This is a genomic window from Enterobacillus tribolii, from assembly GCF_003363015.1.
GTDB lineage: Bacteria > Pseudomonadota > Gammaproteobacteria > Enterobacterales > Enterobacteriaceae > Enterobacillus > Enterobacillus tribolii.
This window is the reverse complement of record NZ_QRAP01000012.1, coordinates 15377-41944: the sequence shown is the minus strand read 5'-3', so window position 1 is coordinate 41944 and position 26568 is coordinate 15377. Positions and strand designations below refer to the sequence as shown.

The following is a 26568-nucleotide window of genomic DNA, read 5'->3' as shown; positions in this document are numbered from 1 at the left end:
GATCAATCTAACATCTTGCCGGTTGACCGTAAAGTAGCTGACGCTTCCTGCTTCAACCTCCCCTCCTTGCTATCCCCCGATTTTACCGGCTTTCCTCCGCTTTGAATATTTTTTGAGCACGTTTAGTACCAAAATGGCTCCGGTGCAGCTTTGCTACCAAAATGATAGGATGTCGGGCAACGATAAAAATGGATATCCACATGCAAGATAACAACATTATTCGGATCGCCACCCGCCAAAGCCCGCTTGCGCTCTGGCAGGCACATTATGTACGCGATCGCCTCACGGCCCGCTGGCCGGAGCTTCAGGTCGAACTCGTGCCGATGGTGACCCGCGGCGACGTACTGCTCGACACGCCGCTGGCCAAAGTTGGCGGTAAGGGATTGTTCGTTAAGGAGCTGGAGCTGGCTCTGCTGGAAAACCGCGCCGATATCGCCGTGCATTCCATGAAGGATGTTCCGGTAGAGTTTCCTGCCGGGCTGGGCCTGGTGACGATTTGCGAGCGCGAGGACCCGCGGGATGCGTTCGTTTCCCCAAATTTCGCCAGCCTGGACGATTTGCCCCACGGCAGCGTAGTCGGTACTTCGAGCCTGCGCCGCCAGTGCCAGCTACGCGCGCTGCGTCCTGATCTGGTGATCCGCGACCTGCGCGGCAACGTTGGCACGCGCCTGTCTAAACTGGACAACGGCGACTACGACGCCATTATTCTGGCCGTCGCCGGCCTGAAACGCCTCGGCCTGGAGTCGCGCATCCGCAGCGCGCTGGCGCCGGAGCAGTCGCTGCCGGCCGTCGGCCAGGGCGCCGTAGGCATTGAGTGCCGGCTGGATGATACGCGCGTTCAGGCGCTGTTGGCGCCGCTGAACCATGAAGCTACCGCGATTCGCGTAATCGCAGAGCGCGCGATGAACACCCGTCTCGAAGGCGGATGCCAGGTTCCGATCGGCAGCTACGCCGAGCTGGAGGGCGATTCACTTTGGCTGAGGGCGCTGGTCGGCAGGCCGGACGGCAGCGAGATCTTATACGGCGAACGCCGCGGCCCCGCAGAGCAGGCCGACGCACTGGGGGTTTCTCTGGCGGAAGAGCTGCTGGAGAAGGGCGCCCGGGCGATCCTCCATGACGTTTATCAGGGGCAGGCGCCGCGATGAGTATTCTGGTCACCCGCCCGTCGCCTTCCGGCGAACAGTTAGTGAGCCGGCTCACCGCACTGGGCCGGGTGGCTTACCACGCCCCGCTGATCGATTTTTCCCCCGGTTCGCAGCTGGAACACGTTCCCGGGCTGATTGCCGCACTGCGTCAGGATGACCTGGTTTTTGCCCTGTCGCAGCACGCCGTACGCTACGCCCACGCCAGCATGCAACGCAGCGGCCAGGGTTGGCCGGACACCTTACGCTACTTCGCCATCGGCCGTACGACCGCACTGCGCCTGCATACCATCAGCGGACGGGACGTCGAATTTCCTCCCCCGCCGGAAATCAGCGAAGCCTTATTACAGCTACCGGCATTGCAGAATGTCGCAGGCCGCCGGGCGCTGCTTCTGCGCGGCAACGGCGGGCGCGAGCTGCTGGCGGAGACGCTGGAACAACGGGGCGCGACGGTAACGCTGTGCGAATGCTATCAACGCTCCCCCATCCACTATAATGGAGCTGAGCAGAGCGCCCACTGGCAGCGTCAGCAGATCTCCACCCTGGTGATAACCAGTGGTGAAATGCTGCAACAACTGTATGATTTAGTTCCTGAACACGATCGCCTGGCCTGGCTGTTACAGTGCCGCCTGATAATCGTCAGTGAACGGCTTGCCGGACTGGCCCAGAAGCTAGGATGGCAAGATATCCGAATTGCGGAAAGCGCTGACAATGATGCGCTGATTCGTGCGCTACAATAACTGACTGTAACTGACTATGGGAAGCAACAAAATGACGGAACCGAACACCCCACAGACAAAGGTCGAGGACGCGGCCGCAGCAACGGGACAAGAGCTTAAGTCAGAGCCGGCCGTTGGACAGACCGGACAAAAAACACCCCGTGAAAAGGCCAAAACGCCGGTGCTGAGCATCGTGGCCATTGTATTGGTTATCGCGCTGGGTGCCGGTATGTACTATCACGGCCACCAGCAGGCCGGCGCGCAAAAAGCGGAAAACGCCACACTGCGTGAAGAACTGAAGGCTCTGCACACGGCTCAGGCGCAGGAAAAACTGCGCATTGACGCGCTCTTGGCCCAGCAAAGTAAAGCGATGGGCGTTGAAGAGCAGCTTCAGAACACCCAATCCCAGCAGTTGAAGATGCTGGAAGACAAGGTTGCCGAAATGTCCGGCAACGACGCCAAAACCTGGCTGCTGGCGCAGGCTGATTTTCTGGTGAAACTGGCTGGTCGCAAACTGTGGAGCGATCAGGACGTCACCACCGCTGCCGCGCTGCTTAAAAGCGCTGACGCCAGCCTGGCGGAAATGAACGATCCCAGCCTGATGGAAGTCCGCCGCGCGCTGACGGAAGACGTCGCGTCCATCGCCGCTGTCAGCCAAATCGACTTCGACGGCATCATTCTCAAGCTGAACCAACTGACCAATCAGGTTGACGACATGCGTCTGGCGGATAACAACAGCGACGGCGCGCCAATGGATGAAGACGACGGCGAGCTGACCGCTTCCCTGAGCGAATGGCGGCAGAACCTGAGCAAGAGCTGGCATAACTTTATGTCCGAGTTCATCACCGTCCGCCGCCGTGACACCAGCGCCGAGCCGCTGCTGGCGCCGAATCAGGACATCTACCTGCGCGAGAACATCCGTTCCCGCCTGCTGGTTGCCGCGCAGGCGGTGCCGCGTCATCAGAACGAAGTGTACCAGCAGTCGCTGGAGGCGGTTTCAAGCTGGGTGCGCGCTTACTACGACGCGAATGACGCCAACACCAAGGCGTTCCTCAGCGATATCGACGCGCTGAGCCAGCAGTCCATCAACATGGATGTGCCTGATCAGCTTAAGAGCCAGCCGATGCTGGAGAAACTGATGCAAAGCCGCGTACGCGGGCTGCTGGCCGCACCAGCCGCCGCACCCGCACAGCAACACGCGCCTGAGCAACAGCCCGAGCCGGAACAACAACAGGCTCAGGCCCCGGCACAGGAGGGCTGATTATGTTACGTGTTCTCCTGCTGTTTATAGTATTAATCGCCGGCATCATTCTCGGGCCGCTGGCCGCCGGCCATCAGGGTTACGTCCTAATTCAGACCGACAGCTACAACATTGAAACCAGTATCACCGCGCTGGGCATCATGATCGCGCTGCTGGTGCTGGTTCTGTTCGCCGTTGAATGGCTGTTACGCCGCATTTTCCGCGGCGGCGCCCGCACCCGCGGCTGGTTTATCGGCCGTAAGAGCAAACGTGCGCGCAAGCAAACGAATGAAGGGCTGATGAAGCTGGCCGAAGGCGATTATCGTCAGGTGGAAAAACTGCTGACCCGTAACGCCGATCACGCCGAACAACCGGTGGTGAACTACCTGCTGGCGGCGGAAGCGGCGCAGCAACGCGGTGATGACCTGCGGGCCAACCAGTATCTGGAACGCGCCTCGGAAACGGCGGATCACAACCAACTGCCGGTGGACATTACCCGCGTACGGGTACAGCTGGCACGCGGCGAAGATCACGCGGCACGTCACGGCGTCGACAGCTTGCTGAACATCGCGCCGCGCCATCCGGAAGTGCTGCGCCTGGCGGAACAGGCTTACCAGAAAACCAACGCCTGGCAGTCGCTGCTGGAAATTCTTCCCTCAATGAGCAAAGCCGGCATCCGTTCAGATTCAGAGATCGAGGCATTGCAGATTCAGGCCTACACCGGGCTGATGGATCAGGCGATGGCCGATGGCGGCAGCGAAGGTTTGAAGAACTGGTGGAAGATACAAAGCCGCCGCACGCGCCATGAGCCGGCGTTGCAGGCCGCCGTCGCCAGCCATCTGATCGAATGCAACGATCATGACGCAGCGCAGGCGGTAATCGTTGAGGGGCTGAAGCGCCACTTCGACGAACGCCTTATTTTCCTGCTGCCGCGCCTCAAGTCCGGTAATCCGGAGCAACTGGAAAAACTGCTGAATCAGTACATGAAGCAACACGGCGCCACCGCCCTGCTGAACAGTACGCTGGGCCAGTTGCTGATGAAGCACGGCGAATGGCAGCAAGCCAGCGATTCCTTCCGCGCCGCGCTGCAACAGCGCCCGGATGCCTACGATTACGCCTGGCTGGCCGATGTGCTCGACAAACAGCACCGTCCGGAAGAAGCGGCTAAAATGCGCCGTGACGGACTGCTGCTGACGTTGAAGCAGGAAAACCCACCAGCCTGACGGCTGTCCTCCTAAAAACCCGCTACGGCGGGTTTTTGCTTTTCTGCGGGCAAAAAAAAACACCTGCCTGCCGGCAAGTGTCTAAAAAGGACAATCAGATCTATAGGACAACAGATTGGTGCCTCACTCAACGTTGTGTCCACAGGCTGATGATGTGTGTTAACACGCTTCATCGGATTCGGACAATAGGCACCGCAATCGGCTCTGCGTCATTCCCGGGTTTATGAGGCTTGCGCGAACATAAGAAATGGAATGAGCATCTACATATTAGATAATGCAACCAGCGTGCCAACTTTGAAATCACGCTCCGGTGCGGTGTTCAGGCCATGCCACGACAAGGATTCGTCGCCGGGCAGCGACAGCTAAACACCGAAAACATTTTATCTTTAATAAACAGATGGTTGGATGTCATCGATTAACGACACCGTATTTTCCTGTTGTCGCCGGAGGGTTACACCACCGCCACCAGGGATTTTGAGGAGGGACAAAAACAAAAAACCCTGCAAAAGCAGGGTTCCTGTAAGATGCTGGTCGGCGAGAGAGGATTCGAACCTCCGACCCACTGGTCCCAAACCAGTTGCGCTACCAAGCTGCGCTACTCGCCGGATCAGTTTCTGTTTAGGGTGGTGCGAAGAGAGGGACTTGAACCCTCACGTCCGAAGGACACTAACACCTGAAGCTAGCGCGTCTACCAATTCCGCCACCTTCGCATTGCCACAGAATCTGGGGTGGCTAATGGGACTCGAACCCACGACAACTGGAATCACAATCCAGGGCTCTACCAACTGAGCTATAGCCACCATATTTCTTAACGCGGTAATGATACCACCGCAGCTCTTGCGCACAAAAGTAAATGGCGCGCCCGACAGGATTCGAACCTGAGACCTCTGCCTCCGGAGGGCAGCGCTCTATCCAGCTGAGCTACGGGCGCGTAGCGCCGTTGCGGGTGGGGATAGTACGGTGATATTCAGTGGCTGTCTAGTGCTTTTTCTCAGAAATGTTGCGATTGGTTATGCTTTGCGCATTCTGAATCATTAAACAACGCACCGCCGCTATCCCAGCAGGTTACCGCCCCGGTATTTCCCCCGCATTGCGGGGGAAAACATCATAACATACAAGCACTCCCGGCGGGAATCTTAAACACGCCCGCTTACAGGCGGCCGGTGTAATGATAGGTCAGATACTTTAACAATTTAAGCTGACGCCGCCAGCGGGTCGGCTGGGACAACAAACGGTACAACCATTCCAGACCCAGATCGCGCCATACCTTCGGCGCGCGTTTCACGTGGCCGGTAAACACGTCATAGGTTCCGCCGACGCCCATATACAGCGCATCCGGGTACACCCTGCGGCAGTCACGCATCAGGATCTCTTGCCTGGGCGAGCCCATCGCCACGGTCACGACCCTGGCGCCGCTGGCGCGGATGCGCTCAAACAGCGCTTCGCGATCTTCCGGTTTAAAGTAGCCGTCCTGGCTGCCAACGATGTTCACGTTCCATTGAGTGCGCAGTTTCTCTTCGGTTTCAGCAAGCACTTCCGGACGACCGCCGATCAAAAATACCGGCGTCCCCTCTTTACCCGCGCGCTCCATCAGGCCTTCCCACAGGTCCGCACCCGCCACGCGCGACATCTGCGCGCCCGGATACTTACGCCGTACGGCGCGTACAATGCTGATGCCGTCTGCGAACTTATATTCCGCGCCGTCAATCAGCTCACGCAGCGCCTTGTCCTGTTCGGCGGTCATCACTTTTTCCGCGTTAATGGCGACCAACGTGCCGGTTTTCAGCGCGCCGGTTTCATACAGATGGTCCAGAAACTGCGCCATATCGCGGAATCCCCAGATGTCGATGCCACGGATGTCGTAATGCGGGATCGTATTCGTATTTTCCATAGCAGTTACCTCTATAGCGCTCTGGCAGAGCCCGGCGTAGCGGAACGCCCGCGGCGGATGTGGGTCCGGACTAATCCGGCCGCTTCAAATAACCAGTACAATAGCTTGGCGATAATCAGACACAGGCCGAAAACCAGGCAGAAAAACACCACGCGGGAGACAAACGAGTCCACGCCTTCACGGGCAAGCACGATAATATTGAACACCGCCCCAAAGCAAAATGCCTGCATAACGGCCGCCTTATAGCGGTTGGCCTCGCTCCGGCCTTTCTCATACAGCCAGTCAAACCATTTGATGATTAGCCCCACCGCCACCGCGCCCAGCGGAATAAACCAGACGCCGCCCATCACCACCAGCGAACCGATCAGCGTGGGGGAAATCGCCAGCCCGGAGTGATTGTTCAGCACTTCCCAGGTGAAGTAGTTGGCCGTATTCAGCACCTGATCGGGCCGTCCCGGCCAGAGCCAGCCGGGGATGAACACATAAAAATCGCGCACGATGGGCGCCAGCCCCTGGAAATCGATCTTGTCGTAGTTTTGCAGCAACAGACCCAGGTTCTCCCAGGGCGAGAAGGTGTCGCGCGTCAGGTACAGGAAGGTGTAAAACGCTTCGGCGCCGTTCACGTTCAGGCCGTAGCGCTTCAGCGCCAGCCAGAACATCCCTACGATGCCGAACACGCCGGCGGCAACCAGCATCCACAGCGTAATCCAGCGTCGCACGATGCCGATAAACAGGAACAGGGCAAACGCAATGATGATATTGGCACGGGTGCCGCCGACGATTACGTAGGTCAAAATACCGAACGCCACCGTGCTGACCAGAAAGAACAACCAGGCGCGGGGCGTCTGCCGCAGAAAATAGACCACCAGCATGGCGGGAATGAAGAAGTAAAAGAAGCGTTTGAGCGCTACGCCGGAAACGTCTTTGGAAAAGATCTGACTGTAGGAGCTGAGCTTAAACAGCAAAAAGCCGTTCTGCATGAAGAAAAGCCCCACGGTGCCTGCCGCGACCAGCGCCAGCAACAGCCAGGTCAGATGGGTTTCCACCCGGTTCATGGTGAAGAGCGGCGTACCGCCGGCTTTCCCCGCCCGCGTCAGGCGCGTTTTGTACGTCACATAATAAATCGCGTAAAACGCCGTGGCCGACAACAGGGCATACAGCAGGTTCTCCACCGGTACGATGCCGACGTCAAAGCGAAACACCAGCGCACAGGTCAGGGGAAAACCAAAATAAAACGTCAGCAAAAACAATAACGAGAAGAAAACGTTGAAGTTAAAGCGTACGCGGCGGAATTCCTGATAGGTCAGGAACAGTACGAAGACAACGCAGCAGAAGTAAACCAGCGTCAAGCCGCCGAACTGGGCCAGCGTCATACCTGCTCTCCCGCCGCAAGCGCCAGCGCCTGTTGCCAGCCGGCGATATAGTTGGGGTTGAAGAACGCAATGTTGCCGCGATCCGTCAGCAACAGCTGGCGCTGCGCCTCACGCACCACGTCTTCATTGAGCGTATCGCCGTAGAACAGCACCGGAAGGTGCTGCTCCGCCAGATCCTGCCAGAACGGATTTTTGCGGCTCAGTACGAACGGCACGCCGAACTGAATCAGCAGGCACAGCGTACCGATACCCTGCTGACGATCAAAAATGAAATAGCCCAGATCGCAGCGGCGCAGGATATCCAGGTAGGCCACAAAGTCGACCTGTTCAGTCAGCAGCTCAATGTTCTGCACGGGAAACAGCCGCTCCGCCGTTTGCCGCACCTGTGCGATATAAGCGTCATTATTGGCCGGATAGCCCATCGGAATGATGACCCGGGTATCGCCGCCGAACTGCCGCGCAATCGCCTCCAGCGCTTCACCATGACGATTGGTGCGATCGCCGGAGTTACCGACCAGAATCGTCAGCGGGCCCTGCTCCGGGCGACTGATGTCGTTTTGGGTCAATGCCGGATCCATGCGCGTCGGGAAATAGAGCAGCGATGCAGGAACCCGCGGGTGACGCTGCTGATAATGAATCAGGTCGCCGCGGGTCGCAAACACATGCCCCACCCGCCCCTGCGCTATCCGCCGCAGCACGTAAAACAGGCGGAACTTCCAGCTGGTCGCGCCTTCGTAGAGATCGGCGCCCCACACGTGCCAGCATACCTGGTGCGGCTTGATTTTACCGCTCAGCAACGCCAGCCACAGCGCAGGGTTAAACTGGCCATGCCAGAAGAAACGCGTAGTGCGATCGGCGCGCGCGCGCGCAATCACCGCCTCCGCCAGAGACTTCTTATCCGGCCAGGTTTCGATATTCAGACGATCAAAACCGGCAAACGGCGCGGCATCGCGCGCGGCAACCATAAAATTACGCACCAGCTCTTGCGGTGCGCATTCAGCCAGCACGTCGTTGAAGAAGCGCAGTACGGTCAGGTTATGGTGGGGAATATCAGACCCCAGGACGTGAATCAGTACGCTCTTTGTCACAATGGTGCTCATGTCCGTTTACTGTAAATCAGAAACACGCTGCCGCAGAGCAGGAAATAGACGATATAGGTCGCCATATATGCCTGCGCCGCCCCCAGAGAGCCATGCAGCGGAATTAACCAATGAGAGAACAACGTCAGCAGCAGGAACTGACTGACCTCTGCCATAATATAAAAACGCAGCGACGCCTTGGCGATCACCAGATAGCCGAAGACGTAAGCCCCGACCTTCAGCACGTCACCCACCAGTTGCCAGGCAAACAGATCGCGCATCGCCGTAAATTTATCGGAAAACAGCAGCCAGATGGCGAAATCACGCAGCAGCCACACGGTAAAACTGGCCGCCGCCACCGCCGGCAGCACGAACTTCAGCGAACGGCCGATCTCGCGCGCAATATCCTGCTTACTGGTCAGCCGCGCCAGCGTCGGCAGCAGATAAACGCTGAACGACGCGGTGATAAATTGCAGGTAGGCATCGGAAATACTGCTCACCCCTTGCCAGATCCCGACATCATCCCAGCTGTAATGTTCGGCCAGCAGGTTTCGCATCATCACATACGCTACCGGCAGGGTAACGGAGGTAATCAGCGCCATCAGGGTAAACTTGCTCAGGTTACCGGCCAGCGCCTTATCCCAGGATGGCCGGAAAGCGGAAAGCGGCACTACCCCGCGCTTTATCAGTATTCCCAGCGCGGGCAACACCGCTACCGCGGGCACCACGGCCAGCCCCAGCAATGCGCCGGCATAACCGCCCATCAGGTAGCACACCACGTAAGCCGCCACGCCGATCAGGCTGCCGCCGATGATAGCCAGCGCGTTGCCCATGGCATCGCGGTAGCCCTTCAGCACCGCCATAAAGTAGTTGGCGTAGGCGATCCCCATCTGAATAAACGCCACGCCGCGCACGACGTTGCGGTATTCATCACGGCCGAACAGCGCGGTGCTGATCGGCCCGGCGGCCAGCAAAAAAACCAGCGCCAGTAAGGTCGAAAAGCCCAAAATAAGCGTAGACGACGTACCCAGCACCGCCTTCAGCCGCTCCGGGTTCTGATGGTGTTCGGCGACGTACTTGGTCACCCCGTTGAAAATACCGGCGCCGGACAACACGCCCAGCACCGTAATCAGCTGACGGAAGTTACCGGCCTGACCCACACCGCTGGGGCCGAATGACACCGCCAGCAGCTTTACCACCAGCAACCCCACGCCGATTTTAATCAGCGTGGAGGCGGCGGTCCAAACGGAGGCTTTAGCCAGAGACATCAGGCAAAGAAGCTCAGGATGGTATTGATCACGGTGCGCTGATTCACCTCTGTCAGATTATAAAACAGCGGCAGACGGACCAGGCGTTCGCTCTCGCGCGTGGTAAAACGGTTTTCGCCGCTGAAACGGCCAAACTCCTTACCGGCCGGGCATTCATGCAACGGAATATAGTGGAACACCGTCAGGATTTCCGCCTCTTTCATGTAATCGATAAAGGCAGTGCGCTGCTCCACATCTTTCAGCTTGATGTAGAACATATGCGCATTGTGACGGCAGTCCACCGGGATCGACGGCAAATCAATTAACCCGCGCTGCGCCAGCGGCGCAAAAGCGTCGTGGTAGTTCTGCCACTGCGTCAGGCGGCGCGCATTAATACGCTCCGCCGCCTCCAGTTGCGCCCACAAATAGGCGGCCTGCAAGTCTGCCATCAGGTAGCTGGAGCCGATATCGCGCCAGGTGTATTTATCCACCTGACCGCGGAAGAACTGGCTGCGGTTGGTGCCTTTCTCACGGATGATTTCCGCACGTTCCACCAGTTCCGGCACGTTGATCAACGTCGCCCCGCCCTCGCCGCCGGAGGTGTAGTTTTTGGTTTCATGGAAGCTGAAACAGCCGATATGACCGATAGTACCCAGCGCTTTGCCCTTGTAGGTGGACATCACGCCCTGCGCGGCGTCTTCCACCACATACAGGTTGTACTTTTTCGCCAGCGCCATGATGGTGTCCATTTCGCAGGCGACGCCGGCGTAATGCACCGGCACGATCGCGCGGGTTTTGTCGGTAATCGCCGCTTCGATCTTGGTTTCGTCAATGTTCATGGTGTCCGGACGCAGGTCAACGAACACCACCTTCGCCCCGCGCAGCACGAACGCGTTGGCGGTGGAAACGAAAGTAAAGCTCGGCATGATCACTTCATCACCCGGCTGGATATCCAGCAACAGCGCCGCCATTTCCAGCGATGCGGTACAAGACGGCGTCAGCAGCACCTTGTGGCTGCCGAAATGCTGCTCCATCCACTGCTGGCAGCGGCGCGTAAAACCGCCGTCCCCGCACAACTTGCCGCTGTTCATGGCGGCCTGCATGTACTCAAGCTCAGTTCCTACCACGGGTGGTGCATTAAACGGAATCATGTGTTCACCTGTATAACCAATATGCGGTGCTGGTTATCTGCGCACCGCTGCGAATATAAAGCCGCAGGGCGCCGACGTTACCGGTTTGCGTCGCGACCCGCAGTGTCCTTTTGTCATGTTGCCGGCACCAGGCCGTGGCGGCGCCCATCAGTTGCCCGCCCACGCCCCGGCCGGCGGCTCCGGGCGCGACGGCCAGCAGCCCGATGCGGACGTCATCGCCGTCCAGATCGCGCAGCGTCACAAACCCCTGAGGCGCGCCTTGTTCGTCACCGACGATCAGGCAGCGATGATCAAACGTGCCCAACACCGCCTTTTCTGCCCACAGCGCATAAAACCGGCCGCTGTCGCCGTTCTGATACCAGGGCGCACGAAAACGACTCAGGGCAAATGCCTGAGCCGCCTGCTGTTTCAGCCAGGAAATATCTCCTTCGCCGGCAAGACGCACGTTCTGTCGTTCTGGCGCGGAGATTTCTGCATTTTCCGTGCCAATTGAGACGGCCAGATCGACCTCGCCCTCGACCAGACGAAAGTTCAGATCGGCCAGCGCATCGGCCAGCGCTACCTGATTCGCCGCAATTTTCGCCTGCACCACGTCAAATGCAGCCAACTGCGACGCATCAATCACGGGGGCGTCAGCGGAAAAATTCAGCCTGGCGCAGCGGCGGTGAAAGAATTCGCTCTCCCAGGCTAGCGCTTCAATACTGGCGTGGACGCACATGGAGCAAATCCATCAGGTAAGTGCCGTAGCCGGTTTTAGACAACTGCCGCGCCGCGCGCTCTACGCCGGCGTCATCCAGCCAGCCGTTGCGCCAGGCGATCTCTTCCAGGCAGGCAATTTTGAAGCCCTGACGTTTCTCAACGGTTTGCACGAACGTGCTGGCTTCAATCAGGCTGTCGTGCGTACCGGTATCCAGCCAGGCGAAGCCGCGTCCCAGCAGCTCGACGTTAAGTTCGCCGCGCTCCAGATACATCTGGTTGATGCTGGTGATCTCCAACTCGCCGCGCGCCGACGGCTTAACCTGCCGGGCGAAGTCGACCACCTGACTGTCGTAAAAATAGAGCCCGGTGACGGCCCAGTTAGACTTGGGCTTAACCGGTTTTTCCTCGATGGAAAGGGCGCGGAACTGGTCGTCAAACTCCACAACGCCGAAACGCTCCGGGTCCATCACCTGGTAGCCGAATACCGTAGCGCCTTTATCCCGCGCCACCACGCTGCGCAGTTTCGGGCTGAACGCCTGACCAAAATAGATGTTGTCGCCCAACACCAGACTACAGGCGTCGCCACCGATAAACTCTTCGCCGATCAGAAACGCCTGCGCCAGTCCGTCCGGGCTGGGTTGCTCGGCATAGCTGAGACGAATACCGAACTCATCGCCATTGCCCAGCAGGCGGCGGAAAGAAGGTAAATCGTCCGGGGTAGAGATGATTAAGATATCGCGGATACCCGCCAGCATCAGCACTGACAGCGGGTAGTAAATCATGGGCTTGTCGTAAATCGGCAGCAGTTGCTTCGATACGCCGCGCGTTATGGGGTATAGCCGGGTGCCAGAGCCGCCGGCCAGAACAATGCCTTTCATTATGCCTCCTTGATCCACGCCCGGCCGTTAACGGGCCGTACGCGGTTAGGCTCGTTCAAACGACGCACCGGCGCCGTTTGTCTCTTTATTGCAGACCTAAACGCTCGCCGGCGTAGGAACCGTCCTGCACCCGGCGCCACCAGGTTTCATTTTGCAGATACCACAACACGGTTTTACGGATCCCGCTTTCGAACGTTTCCTGCGGTTTCCAGCCCAGCTCACGCTCGATTTTACCGGCGTCAATGGCATAGCGCATATCGTGGCCGGGGCGATCGGTCACGAAGGTGATCAAATCGGCATACCGGGCAACGCCGGCCGGCTTCTGCGGCGCCAGTTCTTCCAGCAGCGCGCAGATGGTGCGTACCACGTCGATGTTTTTACGTTCGTTGTGGCCGCCGATGTTGTACGTTTCGCCCACTACACCCTGCGTCACCACCTGGTACAGCGCCCGAGCATGATCTTCCACATACAGCCAGTCGCGCACCTGCGCGCCGTCGCCGTATACCGGCAACGGTTTTCCGGCCAGCGCGCTCAGGATGGTCAGCGGGATCAGCTTCTCAGGGAAATGATACGGGCCGTAGTTATTGGAACAGTTGGTGATGAGGGTCGGCAAGCCGTACGTCCGCAGCCAGGCGCGCACCAGATGATCGCTGGACGCCTTGGAGGCGGAATAAGGGCTGCTCGGCGCGTAAGGCGTGGTTTCGGTAAACAGATCGTCCGTGCCATGCAAATCGCCGTAAACCTCGTCGGTGGAAATATGGTGGAAGCGAAAACGCGATTTGCGCTCCGCGTCCAGAGGGTTCCAATAATGGCGCGCGGCTTCCAGCAAGGTATACGTACCCACAACGTTGGTTTCAATGAACGCCGCCGGGCCGTCGATAGAACGATCGACGTGGCTTTCCGCCGCCAGGTGCATCACGCAGTCAGGCTGATAACGGGCAAAAATCTGCTCCATCGCCGCACGGTCGCAAATGTCGGCCTGCTCGAACGCATAGCGATCGCTGCCCGCTACCGGCGCCAGCGACTCCAGGTTGCCGGCATACGTCAGCTTGTCCACCACCACTACGCTGTCGTCGGTGTCGTTGATGATGTGACGTACCACGGCCGAGCCGATAAAGCCGGCCCCGCCGGTGACCAGAATCCGTTTCAACGCCAGACTCCTTTGGTGTCGACGATAAACTGCTGCTTCACGCTGTCTGCGGCAATGGCCTTAAACTGTTTATGATCCACCAGCATCACCAGCACGTCGGCCTGACGCAGCGCCTCTTCGGTGCTCGCCAGCTCGGCATGGCCCACCAGTTTCTTCGGCAACTGTGCAATGTTCGGCTCCACCAGCAAGGTCTGGCCGGTATGCCATTCGGCGATCATATGGGCGATTTCCATCGCCGGGCTTTCACGCAGATCGTCGATATCCGGCTTGAATGCCAGACCGAAACAGGCGATTTTCACTTCGGCAGCGCGTTTGCCGCTCGCCGCCAGGCAATCGGCCAGCGCGGCTTTAACTTTATCCATGACCCACAACGGCTTACCGTCGTTTACCAACCGTGCGGTATGAATCAGGCGCGCCTGCTGCGGGTTTTGTGAGACGATGAACCACGGATCGACCGCGATGCAGTGACCACCGACGCCCGGGCCGGGCTGAAGAATGTTCACGCGCGGATGGCGGTTCGCCAGCGCGATCAGTTCCCAGACATTAATGCCCTGTTCGGCGCAGATCAGCGACAATTCGTTGGCAAACGCGATGTTAACGTCACGGAAGCTGTTTTCCGTCAGTTTGCACATCTCCGCGGTACGGGAGTTGGTAACAACGCACTCGCCTTCCAGGAAGATTTTATACAGCTCGCTGGCGCGGGCCGAGGATTTCGGCGTCATCCCACCGATCACGCGATCGTTTTGGATCAGTTCGATCATCACTTTGCCGGGCAGCACGCGCTCCGGGCAGTATGCGATATCAATATCGGACTCCTCGCCGGCCTGTTGCGGGAAGGTCAGATCCGGGCGTGCTTCCGCCAGCCAGGCGGCCATTTGCTCGGTAGCCCCGACCGGCGAAGTGGATTCCAGAATCACCAGATCGCCTTTTTTCAGCACCGGCGCAACGGAGCGGGCGGCCGCTTCCACGAACGCCAGGTCCGGCTCGTGATCGCCCTTGAACGGAGTCGGCACCGCAATCAGAAAGGCGTCCGCCGCTTCAGGTTTGGTGACGGCGCGCAGAAAACCGCCTTCCACGGCCTGCTTCACCACCTTGTCCAAATCAGGTTCCACGATATGAATGGCGCCGCGGTTAATGGTTTCCACCGCATGGGTGTTAACGTCAACGCCAATCACGTTTTTCTGGCGGGACGCGAACGCGGCAGCCGTCGGCAAACCAATATACCCAAGTCCAATAACTGAAATCGTTTCAAAACTCATAGCGTCACCTGATGATTTTTTAGTGCATTCAAAATTCGCTGACAGGCCTGCCCGTCGCCGTAGGGATTGTGAGCCCGGCTCATCGCGTGGTACTCGCTGCTGTCCGTGAGCAGTTGGGTTACTTCTTGCAAAATCTTTTGGCTGTCCGTTCCGACCAGCCGCACCGTACCGGCGGTTACGGCTTCCGGCCGCTCGGTCGTGGAGCGCATGACCAACACCGGTTTGCCCAGCGAGGGCGCTTCTTCCTGAATGCCGCCGGAGTCAGTCAGAATCATGTAGGCGCGGTTCATCAGGTACACGAACGGCAGGTAGTCCTGCGGATCGATCAGGAAAATATTGTCGATGCCGCGCAAAATACGGTTAACCGGTTCGCTGACGTTAGGGTTGAGATGAACCGGGTATACCACCTGAATCTCATCATGCGTACGGGCGATCTCGGCCAGGGCGGTGCAAATGCGCTCGAATCCGCCGCCGAAGCTTTCCCGGCGGTGGCCGGTTACCAGCACCATCTTTTTGTTCTTGTCCAGAAAAGGGTAGCGACGCTCCAGTGATTGTTGCAGCGCCGCATCGCCCAGCACCCGGTCGCGCACCCAGAACAGGGCGTCAATCACGGTATTGCCGGTAACGAAAATACGATCGTCGGGAATTGACTCCCTCAGCAGGTTTTGGCGGGAATTTTCGGTCGGAGCGAAATGGTACATCGCCAGATGCCCCGTCAGTTTACGGTTCGCCTCTTCCGGCCAGGGCGAATAGAGATCGCCGGTACGCAGCCCGGCCTCCACGTGCCCCACGGGAATGCGCTGGTAAAACGCCGCCAGGCTGGTCGCCAGCGTGGTCGTGGTATCGCCGTGCACCAGCACCACGTCGGGGCGGAACTCTTCCAGTACCGGTTTCAACCCTTCCAGAATACGGCACGTTATCTCGCTCAGCCCTTGTCCGGGCTTCATGATGTTAAGGTCGTAATCCGGCACGATATCAAACAGCTTCAGCACCTGGTCCAGCATTTCACGATGCTGCGCCGTCACACAGACTTTCGCTTCAAAGGTGCTGTCCTGCGCCAGAGCATGAACCAAAGGCGCCATTTTTATCGCTTCTGGGCGGGTACCGAAAACGGTCAACACTTTCACAGAGAGTCTCTTTTTATTGATGGTTTTGACATAAATTTCAGGCCGGGCATCCTTATTGCCGCGGCCTCCTATCCCTTAATTTCATCACTGTTTCACCGGCGCTCAGCCGGATCGATCAGGCGGCTTTTCCTGAACGCCGCACCAGCGCAACGCCTGCGCCAATCAGGCCGCCGATGGCGCCCCACATAATCAGCATAAACACCCGGCGGGGACTGTCGCGCTTCACCGGTTCCTCCGGCGTGCGCAGATAGCGGTAGGTCTGGAACTTGGCGTCCAGCACCGGGCCGACGTTCAGCGTGTTAAGCATAGCGCGGTTTTGATCGTATTCGACGTCATAAGCCGGGCCGGAAGCCTGCAACGACTCCAGCCGCGCCTGTAACAAAGGACGGCCCAGCAGGAACATATCCGAAGCAGGAACGTCCTGAGCGGGCGTATCGGTGCGGGTGGTATCGATGCCCTGCTTCTGTGCGATCTTCAGCGCAGCCTCCACGCCGCTCAGCTCGCGCTGATAAACCGACTTCGCCACTTCATCCTGGCGCTTAACCTGCGCTTTGAGCGAAATCGTCCGCGCGGCCCATGCGCCCTGAATCTCTTCGTTCAGATGCGTCGCCGCCCGCTGGCTGGCAAACGCCACGTACTGGCGCAGCAGCGTGTTCGCGTCCGGCGCGGTTTCGGCAATCAGCTTAACGCTGTCATTCACGTTTTTGGTCATGTCGCGCGGCGTGAACTGAATGTCGGCGATCAGCTCATCCAGCAAAGCGGCATCCGCTTTGGCGTCGCCCTCTTTGCGATCCTGATAGTATTTGCTCTGCAGCCAAAAGTCGCGCCGCGTATCATACGCCGCCAGTTGCATGACAAATTCATTGTAGGCTTCATCAGCGATGCTGAGATCGGGCGCTGCCGCATTGCTCAGCAGGCGCTGGTCCAGATTGCGCAAAAATTGCTGCTGGGAGTAGTAACCGCCCAGCATGTTGACCGTCGGCTTATCCGTAATCGCCGTTGAGCTCCACTCCTGTTGCATCAGGAAAGAAGCGACCAACGCCGCCGCGCCGAACAAGGCGCCGATGCCGACAATCCATGCTTTTCCGTTCCACAACGTCCGGCATAATCCGCGGATATCCAGCTCATTATCAATCAGTTGCTCGTTCTCGTTAGATCTCATCACCACGCCCGAATCTCTGAAATTATGATACATGCTTGCCCTGGTCACTCTGCCCGCGGGTGCGACCGCCGCATCCGGCGTTTCATCCGTTTAACGAAACGGGCGACGCGCCAGGCGCGCTTGATGCAGTAACCGTAGAGTACAAAAGCCAGCAAAAATAATACCAACATTACCCATTCTGGTACAAAACCCAACCGCTCACCGGTTACGCCAATCGCCGCCAACAAGGCTGCCGCCAGCGTAATCAGAACAAATGCCTGCCGGGAGGTAAAGCCGGCGCGCATGATCAGGTGATGAATATGCTGGCGGTCGGGTGAAAACGGGCTCATGCCTTTACGCAGCCGGCGATACATGATGGCGATCATGTCCATCAGCGGAATGGCAATCACCCACAGCGCCGTCACCGGATTCATCGGGTGGCCGCTGCCCTGCGTACTTTCCAGCAGGATCCAGATGACGGTGAAACCAATCAGCGTACTGCCCGCATCCCCCATAAAGACTTTGTACCGCCGACCCAAAATCCCCAGGTTAAGCAAAATATAAGGCACTATCGCAGCGATAAAGGCAAAACACCACATAGCCAGATCATGCTGCCCGTCCTGCCACAACAGGATACCCATGGATAAAAAGGTGACGCACGACAGCCCGCCCAGCAAGCCATCGATGCCGTCAACCATGTTGAATGCGTTGATTGCCGCCCAAACGGCGAACAGCGTGACCAGGTACCCGAAAGGCCCGAGCGTCAGTTCCCAGGGGCCGAAGATTTGCCCCAGGTTGCGTAAATACAGCCCGCCCACCGTCATCATCGCAATGGCGATCAACGCCTGTACAGTGGCGCGGATTTTCACACTGATATCGAAACGGTCATCAAGCGCGCCAACCAGCACCAGCGCGCCGGCGCATAGCAGGTAAAGGCGGAAATGGGGGATGTAAGGCTGGAAAAACAGAAAAGTGAAGCAGATTCCCGCATAAACGGAAATACCACCCACCAGCGGGATTAACCCCTGGTGACGCTTACGATAGTTCGGCTTATCGACCAAACCGATCTTTTTCGCGACTTTACGCGCACAAAACAGGAACGCCAGCGAAAACAGAAAAACAACGAAAAGATCGCTACTCGTAGTGAGTAAATTCACAGAAACTGCTCTCTTTCAATCAGCTGTTTTGTGTCGCTTATTTACGACACGCCAAGATTACATACAGCGCCGGTTCAAGGCCCTGAAAGAACCGTGCTATTGTCATCCAAGTCGTTCTTTTTGCCTAATCTAATTACAATAATTCAGCGGCTAAAATAAAAAAAGACGGCTAACCGTCATTATAAGTTGGGACAATCGATAAGAACCCAGAATAATCTGAACACCTTCACGGAAGGCGCCGAATTTCTCCGGCGCTTTCCGTATGAATGACGGCCCGTTATGAGCGCTTCATCATATCGAAGAACTCATCATTGGTTTTGGTCATTGCCAGCTTATTAATAAGGAATTCCATCGCGTCGATCTCACCCATCGGGTGAATGATTTTGCGCAGGATCCACATTTTCTGCAGCTCTTCCGAGGTCGTGAGTAATTCTTCTTTACGGGTACCGGAGCGGTTGTAGTCAATCGCCGGGAACACACGTTTTTCCGCGATCTTACGGGAAAGGTGCAGTTCCATGTTGCCGGTGCCTTTAAATTCTTCGTAAATCACTTCGTCCATCTTCGAACCGGTATCGATCAGCGCGGTCGCAATGATGGTCAGGCTGCCGCCCTCTTCCACATTACGCGCGGCGCCGAAGAAGCGCTTCGGACGGTGCAGGGCGTTGGCATCCACACCACCGGTCAGCACTTTGCCGGAGGCCGGCACCACGGTGTTGTAAGCGCGGGCCAGACGGGTGATGGAGTCCAGCAGGATAATAACGTCTTTCTTGTGTTCGACCAGGCGCTTCGCCTTTTCGATCACCATTTCAGCAACCTGAACGTGGCGGGAAGCCGGCTCGTCAAACGTTGACGCCACGACTTCGCCTTTCACCAGACGCTGCATCTCCGTCACTTCTTCCGGACGTTCGTCAATCAGCAGCACCATCAGCACGCAGTCAGGATGGTTGTAAGCAATGCTCTGCGCGATATTTTGCAGCAGCATGGTTTTACCCGCTTTCGGCGGCGCCACGATCAAACCACGCTGACCACGACCGATCGGCGAAGCCAAATCCAGTACGCGGGCGGTCAGGTCTTCGGTGGAACCGTTGCCGCGCTCCATCCGCAGGCGGGAATTCGCGTGCAGCGGCGTCAGGTTTTCGAACAGGATCTTATTACGGGCGTTTTCCGGCTTATCGTAGTTAACCTCGTTCACCTTCAGCAGCGCAAAATAGCGTTCGCCTTCTTTCGGCGGGCGGATTTTTCCGGAAATGGTGTCGCCGGTGCGGAGGTTAAAGCGGCGGATTTGGCTGGGAGAAACGTAGATATCATCGGGACCGGCGAGGTAGGAACTGTCTGCGGAGCGGAGGAAGCCGAAGCCATCCTGCAATATCTCCAGCACCCCGTCGCCGAAGATATCTTCGCCGCTTTTCGCATGCTGCTTAAGGATGGCGAAAATGATGTCCTGCTTGCGCATACGGGCCAGGTTTTCCAGTCCCATGTTTTCGCCGAGAGTAATCAACTCAGAGACCGGCGTATTTTTTAATTCGGTAAGATTCATAATGGTGGGTTCTTTAAACTCGGGGTATATCTCGAACTGTTTCGGTGAATGGTATGACAGGGGTCATCCATGCCTGTTTGTGGGCCTTCATTATCCCGGCATATGAATCACGCATAAGATCAACATGAGCATTAGCCATGTGAATCACGGGAACACAAAGGAGCCTTAAATTAAGTAAAGCCGAACGGTTTAAAACCTATGTTTTAGTTTGCTCGCCATGAGCGGAACGCAGAGTTCAGACAAAGGTTTCAAAACAGAGTAAAACTTAGATTCTAACTTTATGACTCAAACTACGGATAAGTTCAAATATGTGCAGTGCGGTAAACTTAACACGCTTATTGCCGGACGTCCAGCGGACAAGAGAGAAAACTCAGGGCCGCCGGCGTCCGCAGTAATGATTACAGATTGGTGTCCAGGAAATCTTTCAGTTGGGTCTTGGACAGCGCCCCCACTTTCGTGGCCGCCACTGCGCCGTCTTTAAACAGCAGCAGGGTCGGGATGCCACGGATGCCGAACTTCGGCGCCGTTGCCGGGTTTTCATCGATGTTCAGCTTGGCGATGGTCAGCTTCCCTTCATATTCAGCGGCGATTTCATCCAGGATCGGCGCAATCATTTTGCACGGACCGCACCATTCGGCCCAGAAATCGACCAGGACGGGGCCTGCAGCTTTCAGGACATCAGTCTCGAAGCTACTGTCACTCAGGTGAACAATTTTATCGCTCATGCTCTACTCCACGGGATTAAGTCTGCCTTGTTGGTGTAGTATTAGGCGGTGTCCGACAGACACGCGCAATTTACTCAGCAACAAAGTGCTGACTTTATTTCACCGGATACGCTTTCGTAAAGCAATACTTTCGTGAAGATACGGTTAACTGATACTCTACGCCATTATGAGCAAAACACACTTGACTGAACAGAAGTTTACCGACTTCGCCCTGAACCCTCTGGTAATCAAAGCCCTTGAAGAGAAAGGCTTTCATAACTGTACGCCGATTCAGGCGTTGGCATTGCCCCTGACGATCAACGGGCGCGATGTGGCTGGGCAGGCGCAAACGGGTACAGGCAAGACGCTGGCGTTTCTGGCGTCTACTTTCCACTATTTACTGACGCACCCTGCCATTGCGGAGCGCAAAACCAATCAGCCGCGCGCGCTGATTATGGCGCCGACCCGCGAGCTGGCGGTGCAGATCCACTCCGATGCGGAAGCACTGGCGCACAGCACCGGTATGAAGCTGGGGCTGGCCTACGGCGGCGACGGCTACGATAAGCAGCTGAAAGTGCTGGAAAACGGCGTGGATATCCTGATCGGCACCACCGGCCGGTTGATCGACTACGCCAAGCAGGGTCATATCGATCTGGGCGCGATCCAGGTCGTCGTACTGGACGAAGCCGATCGCATGTTCGACCTTGGCTTTATTAAAGACATCCGTTGGTTGTTCCGCCGCATGCCGCCGGTTACCCAGCGCCTGAATATGCTCTTTTCCGCTACGCTGTCCTACCGGGTGCGTGAGCTGGCGTTCGAACACATGAACAACGCCGAATACATTGAAGTGGAGCCGGAGCAGAAAACCGGGCACCGCATCAAAGAAGAGCTGTTCTACCCGTCCAACGAAGAGAAAATGCGCCTGTTGCAGACGCTGATTGAAGAAGAGTGGCCCGATCGCTGCATCATATTTGCCAACACCAAGCACCGCTGCGAAGACATCTGGGGCCATCTGGCCGCCGACGGGCATCGCGTGGGCCTGCTGACCGGCGACGTGGCGCAGAAAAAACGCCTGCGCATTCTCGACGACTTCACCAAGGGCAACCTGGACATTCTGGTCGCCACTGACGTCGCGGCACGCGGTCTGCACATTCCCGCCGTTACCCACGTGTTCAACTATGACCTGCCGGACGACTGCGAAGACTACGTCCACCGCATCGGCCGTACCGGTCGCGCGGGCGCAAGCGGCAACTCCATCAGCCTGGCCTGTGAAGAGTACGTGCTTAACCTGCCCGCCATCGAAGAGTATATCGGGCATACCATCCCCGTCAGCAAGTACAACAGCGAAGCGCTGATGAACGATCTGCCGGCGCCCAAGCGCCTGTCACGCAGCCGCGGCAACAACGGACCGCGTCGCGGGGGCACGGGCCAGCGCCGCAGCGGCGGCGCCATGCGCGGCAACCGTAAACGGCAGGGCTAAACAGACATGCTGAGTTCCACCTCACAATATGCGGCAATAGATCTTGGCTCCAACAGCTTTCACATGTTGGTCGTACGTGAGGTGGCCGGCGGCATTCAGACCCTGGCGCGCATCAAGCGTAAAGTCAGGCTGGCGGCCGGGCTGGATTCTGAAAACATCCTTTCTGACGAAGCAATGCAGCGGGGCTGGCAGTGCCTCAGGCTGTTTTCTGAGCGTTTACAAGATATTCCCCGCGATCAAATCCGCGTGGTCGCCACCGCGACCCTGCGTATTGCGCGCAATGCCGATGTCTTCATTGAAACCGCCGAACGTATCCTCGGCCGGCCGGTGCAAATCATCAGCGGAGAGGAAGAAGCCCGCCTGATCTATCAGGGGGTGGCGCACACCACCGGTGGCCCGGATCGGCGTCTGGTCGTTGATATCGGCGGCGGCAGCACCGAACTTGCCGTTGGACGCGGAGCCAGGGCTGAATCGTTAATCAGCCTGCCGATGGGCTGCGTTACCTGGCTGGAACGTTACTTCACCGATCGCAGCCTGACGCGCGAAAATTTCGAACGGGCGGAGCAAGCCGCTTATGAAATGCTGTTGCCCGTCGCCGGAAAGCTGAAGGCGCAGGGCTGGCAGATTTGCGTCGGCGCGTCCGGCACGGTGCAGGCGTTGCAGGAAATCATGGTGGCGCAGGGAATGGATGAATGCATCACCCTGCCCAAGATGAAACAACTGCGCCAGCGCGCCATTCAGTGCGGTAAGCTGGAAGAGCTGGAAATCCCCGGCCTGACGCTGGAACGGGCGCTGGTTTTCCCCAGCGGTCTTTCCATTCTGATTGCGATCTTCGAAACCCTGAACATCGACGCCATGATGCTGGCCGGCGGCGCGCTGCGCGAAGGGCTGATTTACGGCATGCTGCACCTGCCCGTGGAACATGACGTCCGCCGGCGCACCATCCGCAACCTGCAAAGGCGCTATCAGTTAGATACCGATCAGGCGCTGCGCGTTTTTCAGTTGGCGGATGGTTTCGTGCGCCAGCTTGCGCCGGCCTGGGGCCTGAACGTACGCTGCGCCGAGCTGCTGGAACTGGCCTGCCAGCTGCACGAAATCGGGCTGAGCGTAGACTTCCGCCAGTCGGAGCAGCACGCCGCCTACCTGATCCGTCATCTTGATCTGCCGGGCTTCACGCCGGCGCAGAAGCGGTTGTTGGCCGTACTGCTGCAGAACCAGAGCGGCCCCGTCGATCTGCCCGCGCTCAGCCAGCAAAATGCGATTCCGCCGGCTCAGGCGGAGTATCTGTGCCGCATCCTGCGCCTGGCGATCATCTTCGCCAGCCGTCGGCGCGACGACACGCTGCCGGCGGTACGTCTGCAAGTCAGCGGCAATGAACTGCACGTGGTATTACCGGTCGGATGGCTGGAGACCCACCCGTTACGGGCGGAAAACCTGCATCAGGAAAGCCTGTGGCAAAGCTACGCCCACTGGCCGGTGTTTATCGAAGAGTCCGAATAATTCACACGCAAGGCCGTCGCCGGCCTTCGTTTACTCCTGCCCTTTGGCTTTCGCCAGCTGCGCCCGGATTTTCTCAAGATGGCTCTGCCCGCGCTGCATACGCTCCTGCGCGCTGACGACTTTCCGCTCCGTTTCCCATTTAAGATCGTCCTGCGGCAGTTCCAGCAGAAAACGGCTCGGTTCCGGACGCACCAGTTCGCCAAACTGACGCCGCTCCCGGCACAACGTAAATACCAGTTCCTTCTGCGCCCGGGTGATGCCCACATAGGCCAGGCGGCGTTCTTCATCTACGTTGTCTTCGTCGATGCTGCTCTGGTGCGGCAACAACCCTTCTTCCATTCCCACCAGATAGACATAGGGGAATTCCAGCCCTTTTGAAGCATGCAGGGTCATCAACTGGACCTGATCGGATTCGTCATCGCTTTCGCCGCGTTCCATCATGTCGCGCAGGGTAAAGCGCGTCACGACCTGCGTCAGCGTCATGGGTTCCTCCAGATCGGAACCGGCGAGCATTTCCGTCATCCAGCCAAAAAGCTGATTCACGTTCTTCATGCGCATTTCGGCGGCTTTCGGGCTTGGCGAGGTTTCGTACAGCCAGCTTTCATAATCGATGCCGTGGATCAGATCGCGCACCGCTGCCGTCGGTTCGCGCTCGGAAAGGCGGGCAACCTCCTGCATCCAGCCGGTAAATCGCTGTAAGGCCTCCAGGCCGCGCCCGCTCAGGGTTTGGCTCAGCCCCATGTCGAAACTGGCGCGATACAGGCTGATGCCGCGCTGGTTAGCCCACTCGCCTAACTTTTGCAGCGTCGCCGGGCCGATTTCACGCTTTGGCGTATTCACGATGCGCAGGAAAGCGCTGTCGTCGTCCGGGTTGGTCAGCACGCGCAGGTAGGCGAGCAGGTCTTTGATTTCCGCGCGCGAAAAAAACGACGTTCCGCCGGAAATACGGTACGGAATGCGGTTTTGCATCAGCATCTTTTCGAACACCCGCGACTGATGGTTGCCGCGGTAGAGAATCGCGTAGTCGCGATAGGCCGTTTTATTGATGAAGTGATGGGCAATCAACTCGCCGACGACGCGCTCCGCCTCATGGTCTTCATTATTAGCGGTAACGACCTTCAGTTCCTCGCCGTAGCCCAGCTCGGAAAACAGCCGCTTTTCAAACACGTGGGGGTTGTTAGCGATCAGGATGTTGGCCGCTTTGAGGATACGCCCCGACGAGCGGTAATTTTGCTCCAGCTTGATTACCTGAAGCGCCGGAAAGTCCTCTTTCAACAGCACCAGGTTTTGCGGACGCGCACCGCGCCAGGAATAAATTGATTGATCGTCATCCCCGACCACGGTGAAGCGCGCGCGGTTGCCCACCAGAAGCTTCACTAACTCGTACTGGCTGGTGTTGGTGTCCTGATATTCGTCCACCAGCAAATAACGGATACGTTGCTGCCAGCGCTCACGCACTTCCTCGTTGCGTTTGAACAGCAGGGTGGGCAGCAAAATTAAATCATCGAAGTCGAGGACGTTGCAGGCTTTGAGCTGCACGTCATACAACCCGTAGCAGTGCGCGAACAGCTTATCGCGCTCAGAGCGGGCGAGCGCCGCCGCCTGTGGTGGGTCGATCAGATCGTTCTTCCAGTTGGAAATCGTAGAAACCAGCTGTTGCAGCAAAACCTTGTCTTTCTCCAGCCAGCGTTCCGTCAGCTCCGTCAGCAGCGCCAGCTGGTCCTGATCGTCAAACAGCGAGAAGTTCGCCTTCATCCCCAGCGCTTTGTACTCGCGCTTAATCACCTCCAGCCCCAGCGTGTGAAACGTGGAAATCATCAGCCCGCGTGCTTCTTTACGCCCCAGCGTCTGCGCCACGCGCTCTTTCATCTCGCGCGCCGCCTTGTTGGTAAAGGTCACCGCGGCGATGTGGCGCGCCTGGTAGCCGCACTCGCGGATCAGGTGAGCGATTTTATTGGTGATGACGCGGGTCTTGCCGGAACCGGCTCCGGCGAGGACCAGACAGGGTCCGGTAACGAATTCAACGGCCTGCTGCTGACCTGGATTTAAACGCATGCGTGATTAACCTGACTGACAAACACGGACGGGAGCGGGATTGTAGCAGAAAGCCGGCGCTGAAAAAAAACTCAGCGTGACGATTCTCCCTTCAGCGCGTTATACACCGATGCGCGGGAAATACCCAGTTCTTCCGCCACGATTTTGGCCGCCCCGCGCAGTTGCAGCAGGCCTGACGTCGCCAGATGACGGATCAGGGTTTTGCGCTGTGACGGCGAGAGCGCCCGCGGCTGCGATGACATCGCGGCGGAGTAGTCCTCGATCGCCCGCCGGACGTCATGAGGGCCGAAGCGGGAGCGCAGCGTTTCATGCGTGGGCGGCTCGGAATTGTCCACTGCGGTCAGTTGGGCAAGCACGCGCTGCACGGAGTCCAGCAGTGAGACGTCCATATTCAGGCACAACGCGGCGACGAATTCGCCCCTGCCGTTGCGCAGCCCGATAGACGTGCTTTTGGCCGGACGTCCGTCAGGAAAACGGTTGGCGTAGTTTTGCACCACATCGGGATAGTTCGGATCGTGGATGCGCGCCAGGCCCATTTCCGTCGTGGAATCGCCGACGCTGCGCCCGGACAGCGGCTGCTCTATCGCCACCACCGAATGTTCCGGGTTCGTCAAATCGTGCAGCACCACCTCGCAGGTCGGCGCAAACATCTCCGCCAGCGCTTTGGCTATTTTCTTGCCTTCGCGCAGTAATAATTCGTTTTCGGTCAGTGTCTCCTGCGCGATGTTTTCATTTTTTTTCATGGATCCCCTTTCTTTTATTTTTTACTGATCGTATAAAATTATACAAAATGACAAGACAAAATGCACGCAGGAG

General features: G+C 57.8%; 22 protein-coding genes and 4 tRNA genes. 6 read left to right on the top strand and 20 right to left on the bottom strand.

Annotated features, from left to right (window positions below):
* Positions 1–200: 200 nt before the first annotated feature.
* Genes hemC through hemY form a run of 4 tightly spaced genes read left to right on the top strand, consistent with a single transcriptional unit; the run spans position 201 to position 4324 of the window.
* Positions 201–1145, top strand: coding sequence for a hydroxymethylbilane synthase (gene hemC / locus C8D90_RS19360; RefSeq protein ID WP_115460111.1), 945 nt, complete (start codon positions 201–203; stop codon positions 1143–1145).
* A complete protein-coding gene (gene hemD, locus C8D90_RS19355; RefSeq protein ID WP_115460110.1) occupies positions 1142–1882 on the top strand; it encodes a uroporphyrinogen-III synthase in 741 nt (246 codons plus the stop codon). The genes hemC and hemD overlap by 4 nt, the downstream gene beginning before the upstream one ends.
* Positions 1883–1913: 31 nt before the next feature.
* Positions 1914–3122: a uroporphyrinogen-III C-methyltransferase gene (hemX, locus tag C8D90_RS19350; RefSeq protein WP_115460176.1), complete on the top strand. Its 1209-nt coding sequence runs from the start codon at positions 1914–1916 to the stop codon at positions 3120–3122.
* A gap of 2 nt (positions 3123–3124) precedes the next feature.
* Positions 3125–4324 (top strand): protoheme IX biogenesis protein HemY, encoded by a 1200-nt coding sequence (hemY, locus tag C8D90_RS19345; protein ID WP_115460109.1) that lies wholly within the window; start codon positions 3125–3127, stop codon positions 4322–4324.
* A 528-nt stretch (positions 4325–4852) separates the two neighbouring features.
* On the opposite strand, the gene C8D90_RS19340 is transcribed toward hemY, so the two are convergent.
* From C8D90_RS19340 to trxA, 18 genes are all read right to left on the bottom strand, one after another.
* A tRNA-Pro gene (locus tag C8D90_RS19340) sits at positions 4853–4929 on the bottom strand.
* A gap of 19 nt (positions 4930–4948) precedes the next feature.
* A tRNA-Leu gene (locus tag C8D90_RS19335) sits at positions 4949–5034 on the bottom strand.
* Between the two features lie 14 nt (positions 5035–5048).
* Positions 5049–5124: transfer RNA gene (locus C8D90_RS19330), tRNA-His, on the bottom strand.
* Positions 5125–5178: 54 nt separating this feature from the next.
* Positions 5179–5255 (bottom strand) — tRNA-Arg (locus tag C8D90_RS19325).
* Positions 5256–5474: 219 nt separating this feature from the next.
* Complete coding sequence (wecG, locus tag C8D90_RS19320) at positions 5475–6215, bottom strand: lipopolysaccharide N-acetylmannosaminouronosyltransferase (protein WP_115460108.1); 741 nt, start codon at positions 6213–6215, stop codon at positions 5475–5477.
* An 11-nt stretch (positions 6216–6226) separates the two neighbouring features.
* Entirely contained in the window at positions 6227–7588 is a 1362-nt protein-coding gene (gene wzyE / locus C8D90_RS19315) for an ECA oligosaccharide polymerase (RefSeq protein ID WP_115460107.1), read from the bottom strand.
* On the bottom strand, positions 7585–8676 hold the full coding sequence (locus C8D90_RS19310; RefSeq protein ID WP_230473061.1) for a TDP-N-acetylfucosamine:lipid II N-acetylfucosaminyltransferase: 1092 nt from the start codon (positions 8674–8676) through the stop codon (positions 7585–7587). The genes wzyE and C8D90_RS19310 overlap by 4 nt, the downstream gene beginning before the upstream one ends.
* 8 nt (positions 8677–8684) lie before the next feature.
* On the bottom strand, positions 8685–9935 hold the full coding sequence (gene wzxE, locus C8D90_RS19305) for a lipid III flippase WzxE (protein WP_115460105.1): 1251 nt from the start codon (positions 9933–9935) through the stop codon (positions 8685–8687).
* Positions 9935–11065 (bottom strand): dTDP-4-amino-4,6-dideoxygalactose transaminase, encoded by a 1131-nt coding sequence (gene rffA / locus C8D90_RS19300; RefSeq protein ID WP_115460104.1) that lies wholly within the window; start codon positions 11063–11065, stop codon positions 9935–9937. Before rffA ends, wzxE begins: the two co-directional genes overlap by 1 nt.
* Positions 11066–11069: 4 nt before the next feature.
* Positions 11070–11783 (bottom strand): dTDP-4-amino-4,6-dideoxy-D-galactose acyltransferase, encoded by a 714-nt coding sequence (gene rffC / locus C8D90_RS19295; protein ID WP_115460103.1) that lies wholly within the window; start codon positions 11781–11783, stop codon positions 11070–11072.
* Positions 11761–12642, bottom strand: coding sequence for a glucose-1-phosphate thymidylyltransferase RfbA (rfbA, locus tag C8D90_RS19290; RefSeq protein WP_115460102.1), 882 nt, complete (start codon positions 12640–12642; stop codon positions 11761–11763). The genes rffC and rfbA overlap by 23 nt, the downstream gene beginning before the upstream one ends.
* A gap of 85 nt (positions 12643–12727) precedes the next feature.
* Complete coding sequence (gene rffG, locus C8D90_RS19285) at positions 12728–13792, bottom strand: dTDP-glucose 4,6-dehydratase (protein WP_115460101.1); 1065 nt, start codon at positions 13790–13792, stop codon at positions 12728–12730.
* Positions 13789–15051, bottom strand: a complete 1263-nt coding sequence (wecC, locus tag C8D90_RS19280) for a UDP-N-acetyl-D-mannosamine dehydrogenase (RefSeq protein WP_115460100.1) — start codon at positions 15049–15051, stop codon at positions 13789–13791. The genes rffG and wecC overlap by 4 nt, the downstream gene beginning before the upstream one ends.
* Positions 15048–16178: a non-hydrolyzing UDP-N-acetylglucosamine 2-epimerase gene (gene wecB / locus C8D90_RS19275; protein ID WP_115460099.1), complete on the bottom strand. Its 1131-nt coding sequence runs from the start codon at positions 16176–16178 to the stop codon at positions 15048–15050. The genes wecC and wecB overlap by 4 nt, the downstream gene beginning before the upstream one ends.
* 115 nt (positions 16179–16293) lie before the next feature.
* Entirely contained in the window at positions 16294–17340 is a 1047-nt protein-coding gene (gene wzzE, locus C8D90_RS19270; protein WP_115460175.1) for an ECA polysaccharide chain length modulation protein, read from the bottom strand.
* Positions 17341–17384: 44 nt separating this feature from the next.
* Positions 17385–18476: a UDP-N-acetylglucosamine--undecaprenyl-phosphate N-acetylglucosaminephosphotransferase gene (gene wecA / locus C8D90_RS19265; RefSeq protein ID WP_115460098.1), complete on the bottom strand. Its 1092-nt coding sequence runs from the start codon at positions 18474–18476 to the stop codon at positions 17385–17387.
* 277 nt (positions 18477–18753) lie between these two features.
* Complete coding sequence (rho, locus tag C8D90_RS19260; protein ID WP_115460097.1) at positions 18754–20013, bottom strand: transcription termination factor Rho; 1260 nt, start codon at positions 20011–20013, stop codon at positions 18754–18756.
* A 398-nt stretch (positions 20014–20411) separates the two neighbouring features.
* Positions 20412–20738, bottom strand: a complete 327-nt coding sequence (trxA, locus tag C8D90_RS19255) for a thioredoxin TrxA (protein WP_115460096.1) — start codon at positions 20736–20738, stop codon at positions 20412–20414.
* A gap of 166 nt (positions 20739–20904) precedes the next feature.
* On the opposite strand from trxA, the gene rhlB reads away from it, so the two are divergent.
* Positions 20905–22197, top strand: a complete 1293-nt coding sequence (gene rhlB / locus C8D90_RS19250; RefSeq protein ID WP_115460095.1) for an ATP-dependent RNA helicase RhlB — start codon at positions 20905–20907, stop codon at positions 22195–22197.
* Between the two features lie 6 nt (positions 22198–22203).
* Complete coding sequence (gene gppA / locus C8D90_RS19245) at positions 22204–23697, top strand: guanosine-5'-triphosphate,3'-diphosphate diphosphatase (protein ID WP_115460094.1); 1494 nt, start codon at positions 22204–22206, stop codon at positions 23695–23697.
* 30 nt (positions 23698–23727) lie between these two features.
* Here gppA and rep read toward each other — a convergent pair whose 3' ends face one another.
* Both rep and C8D90_RS19235 read right to left on the bottom strand, forming a co-directional pair.
* A complete protein-coding gene (gene rep / locus C8D90_RS19240) occupies positions 23728–25752 on the bottom strand; it encodes a DNA helicase Rep (protein ID WP_115460093.1) in 2025 nt (674 codons plus the stop codon).
* Between the two features lie 71 nt (positions 25753–25823).
* Positions 25824–26495, bottom strand: a complete 672-nt coding sequence (locus C8D90_RS19235; protein ID WP_115460092.1) for a helix-turn-helix transcriptional regulator — start codon at positions 26493–26495, stop codon at positions 25824–25826.
* Positions 26496–26568: the final 73 nt, after the last annotated feature.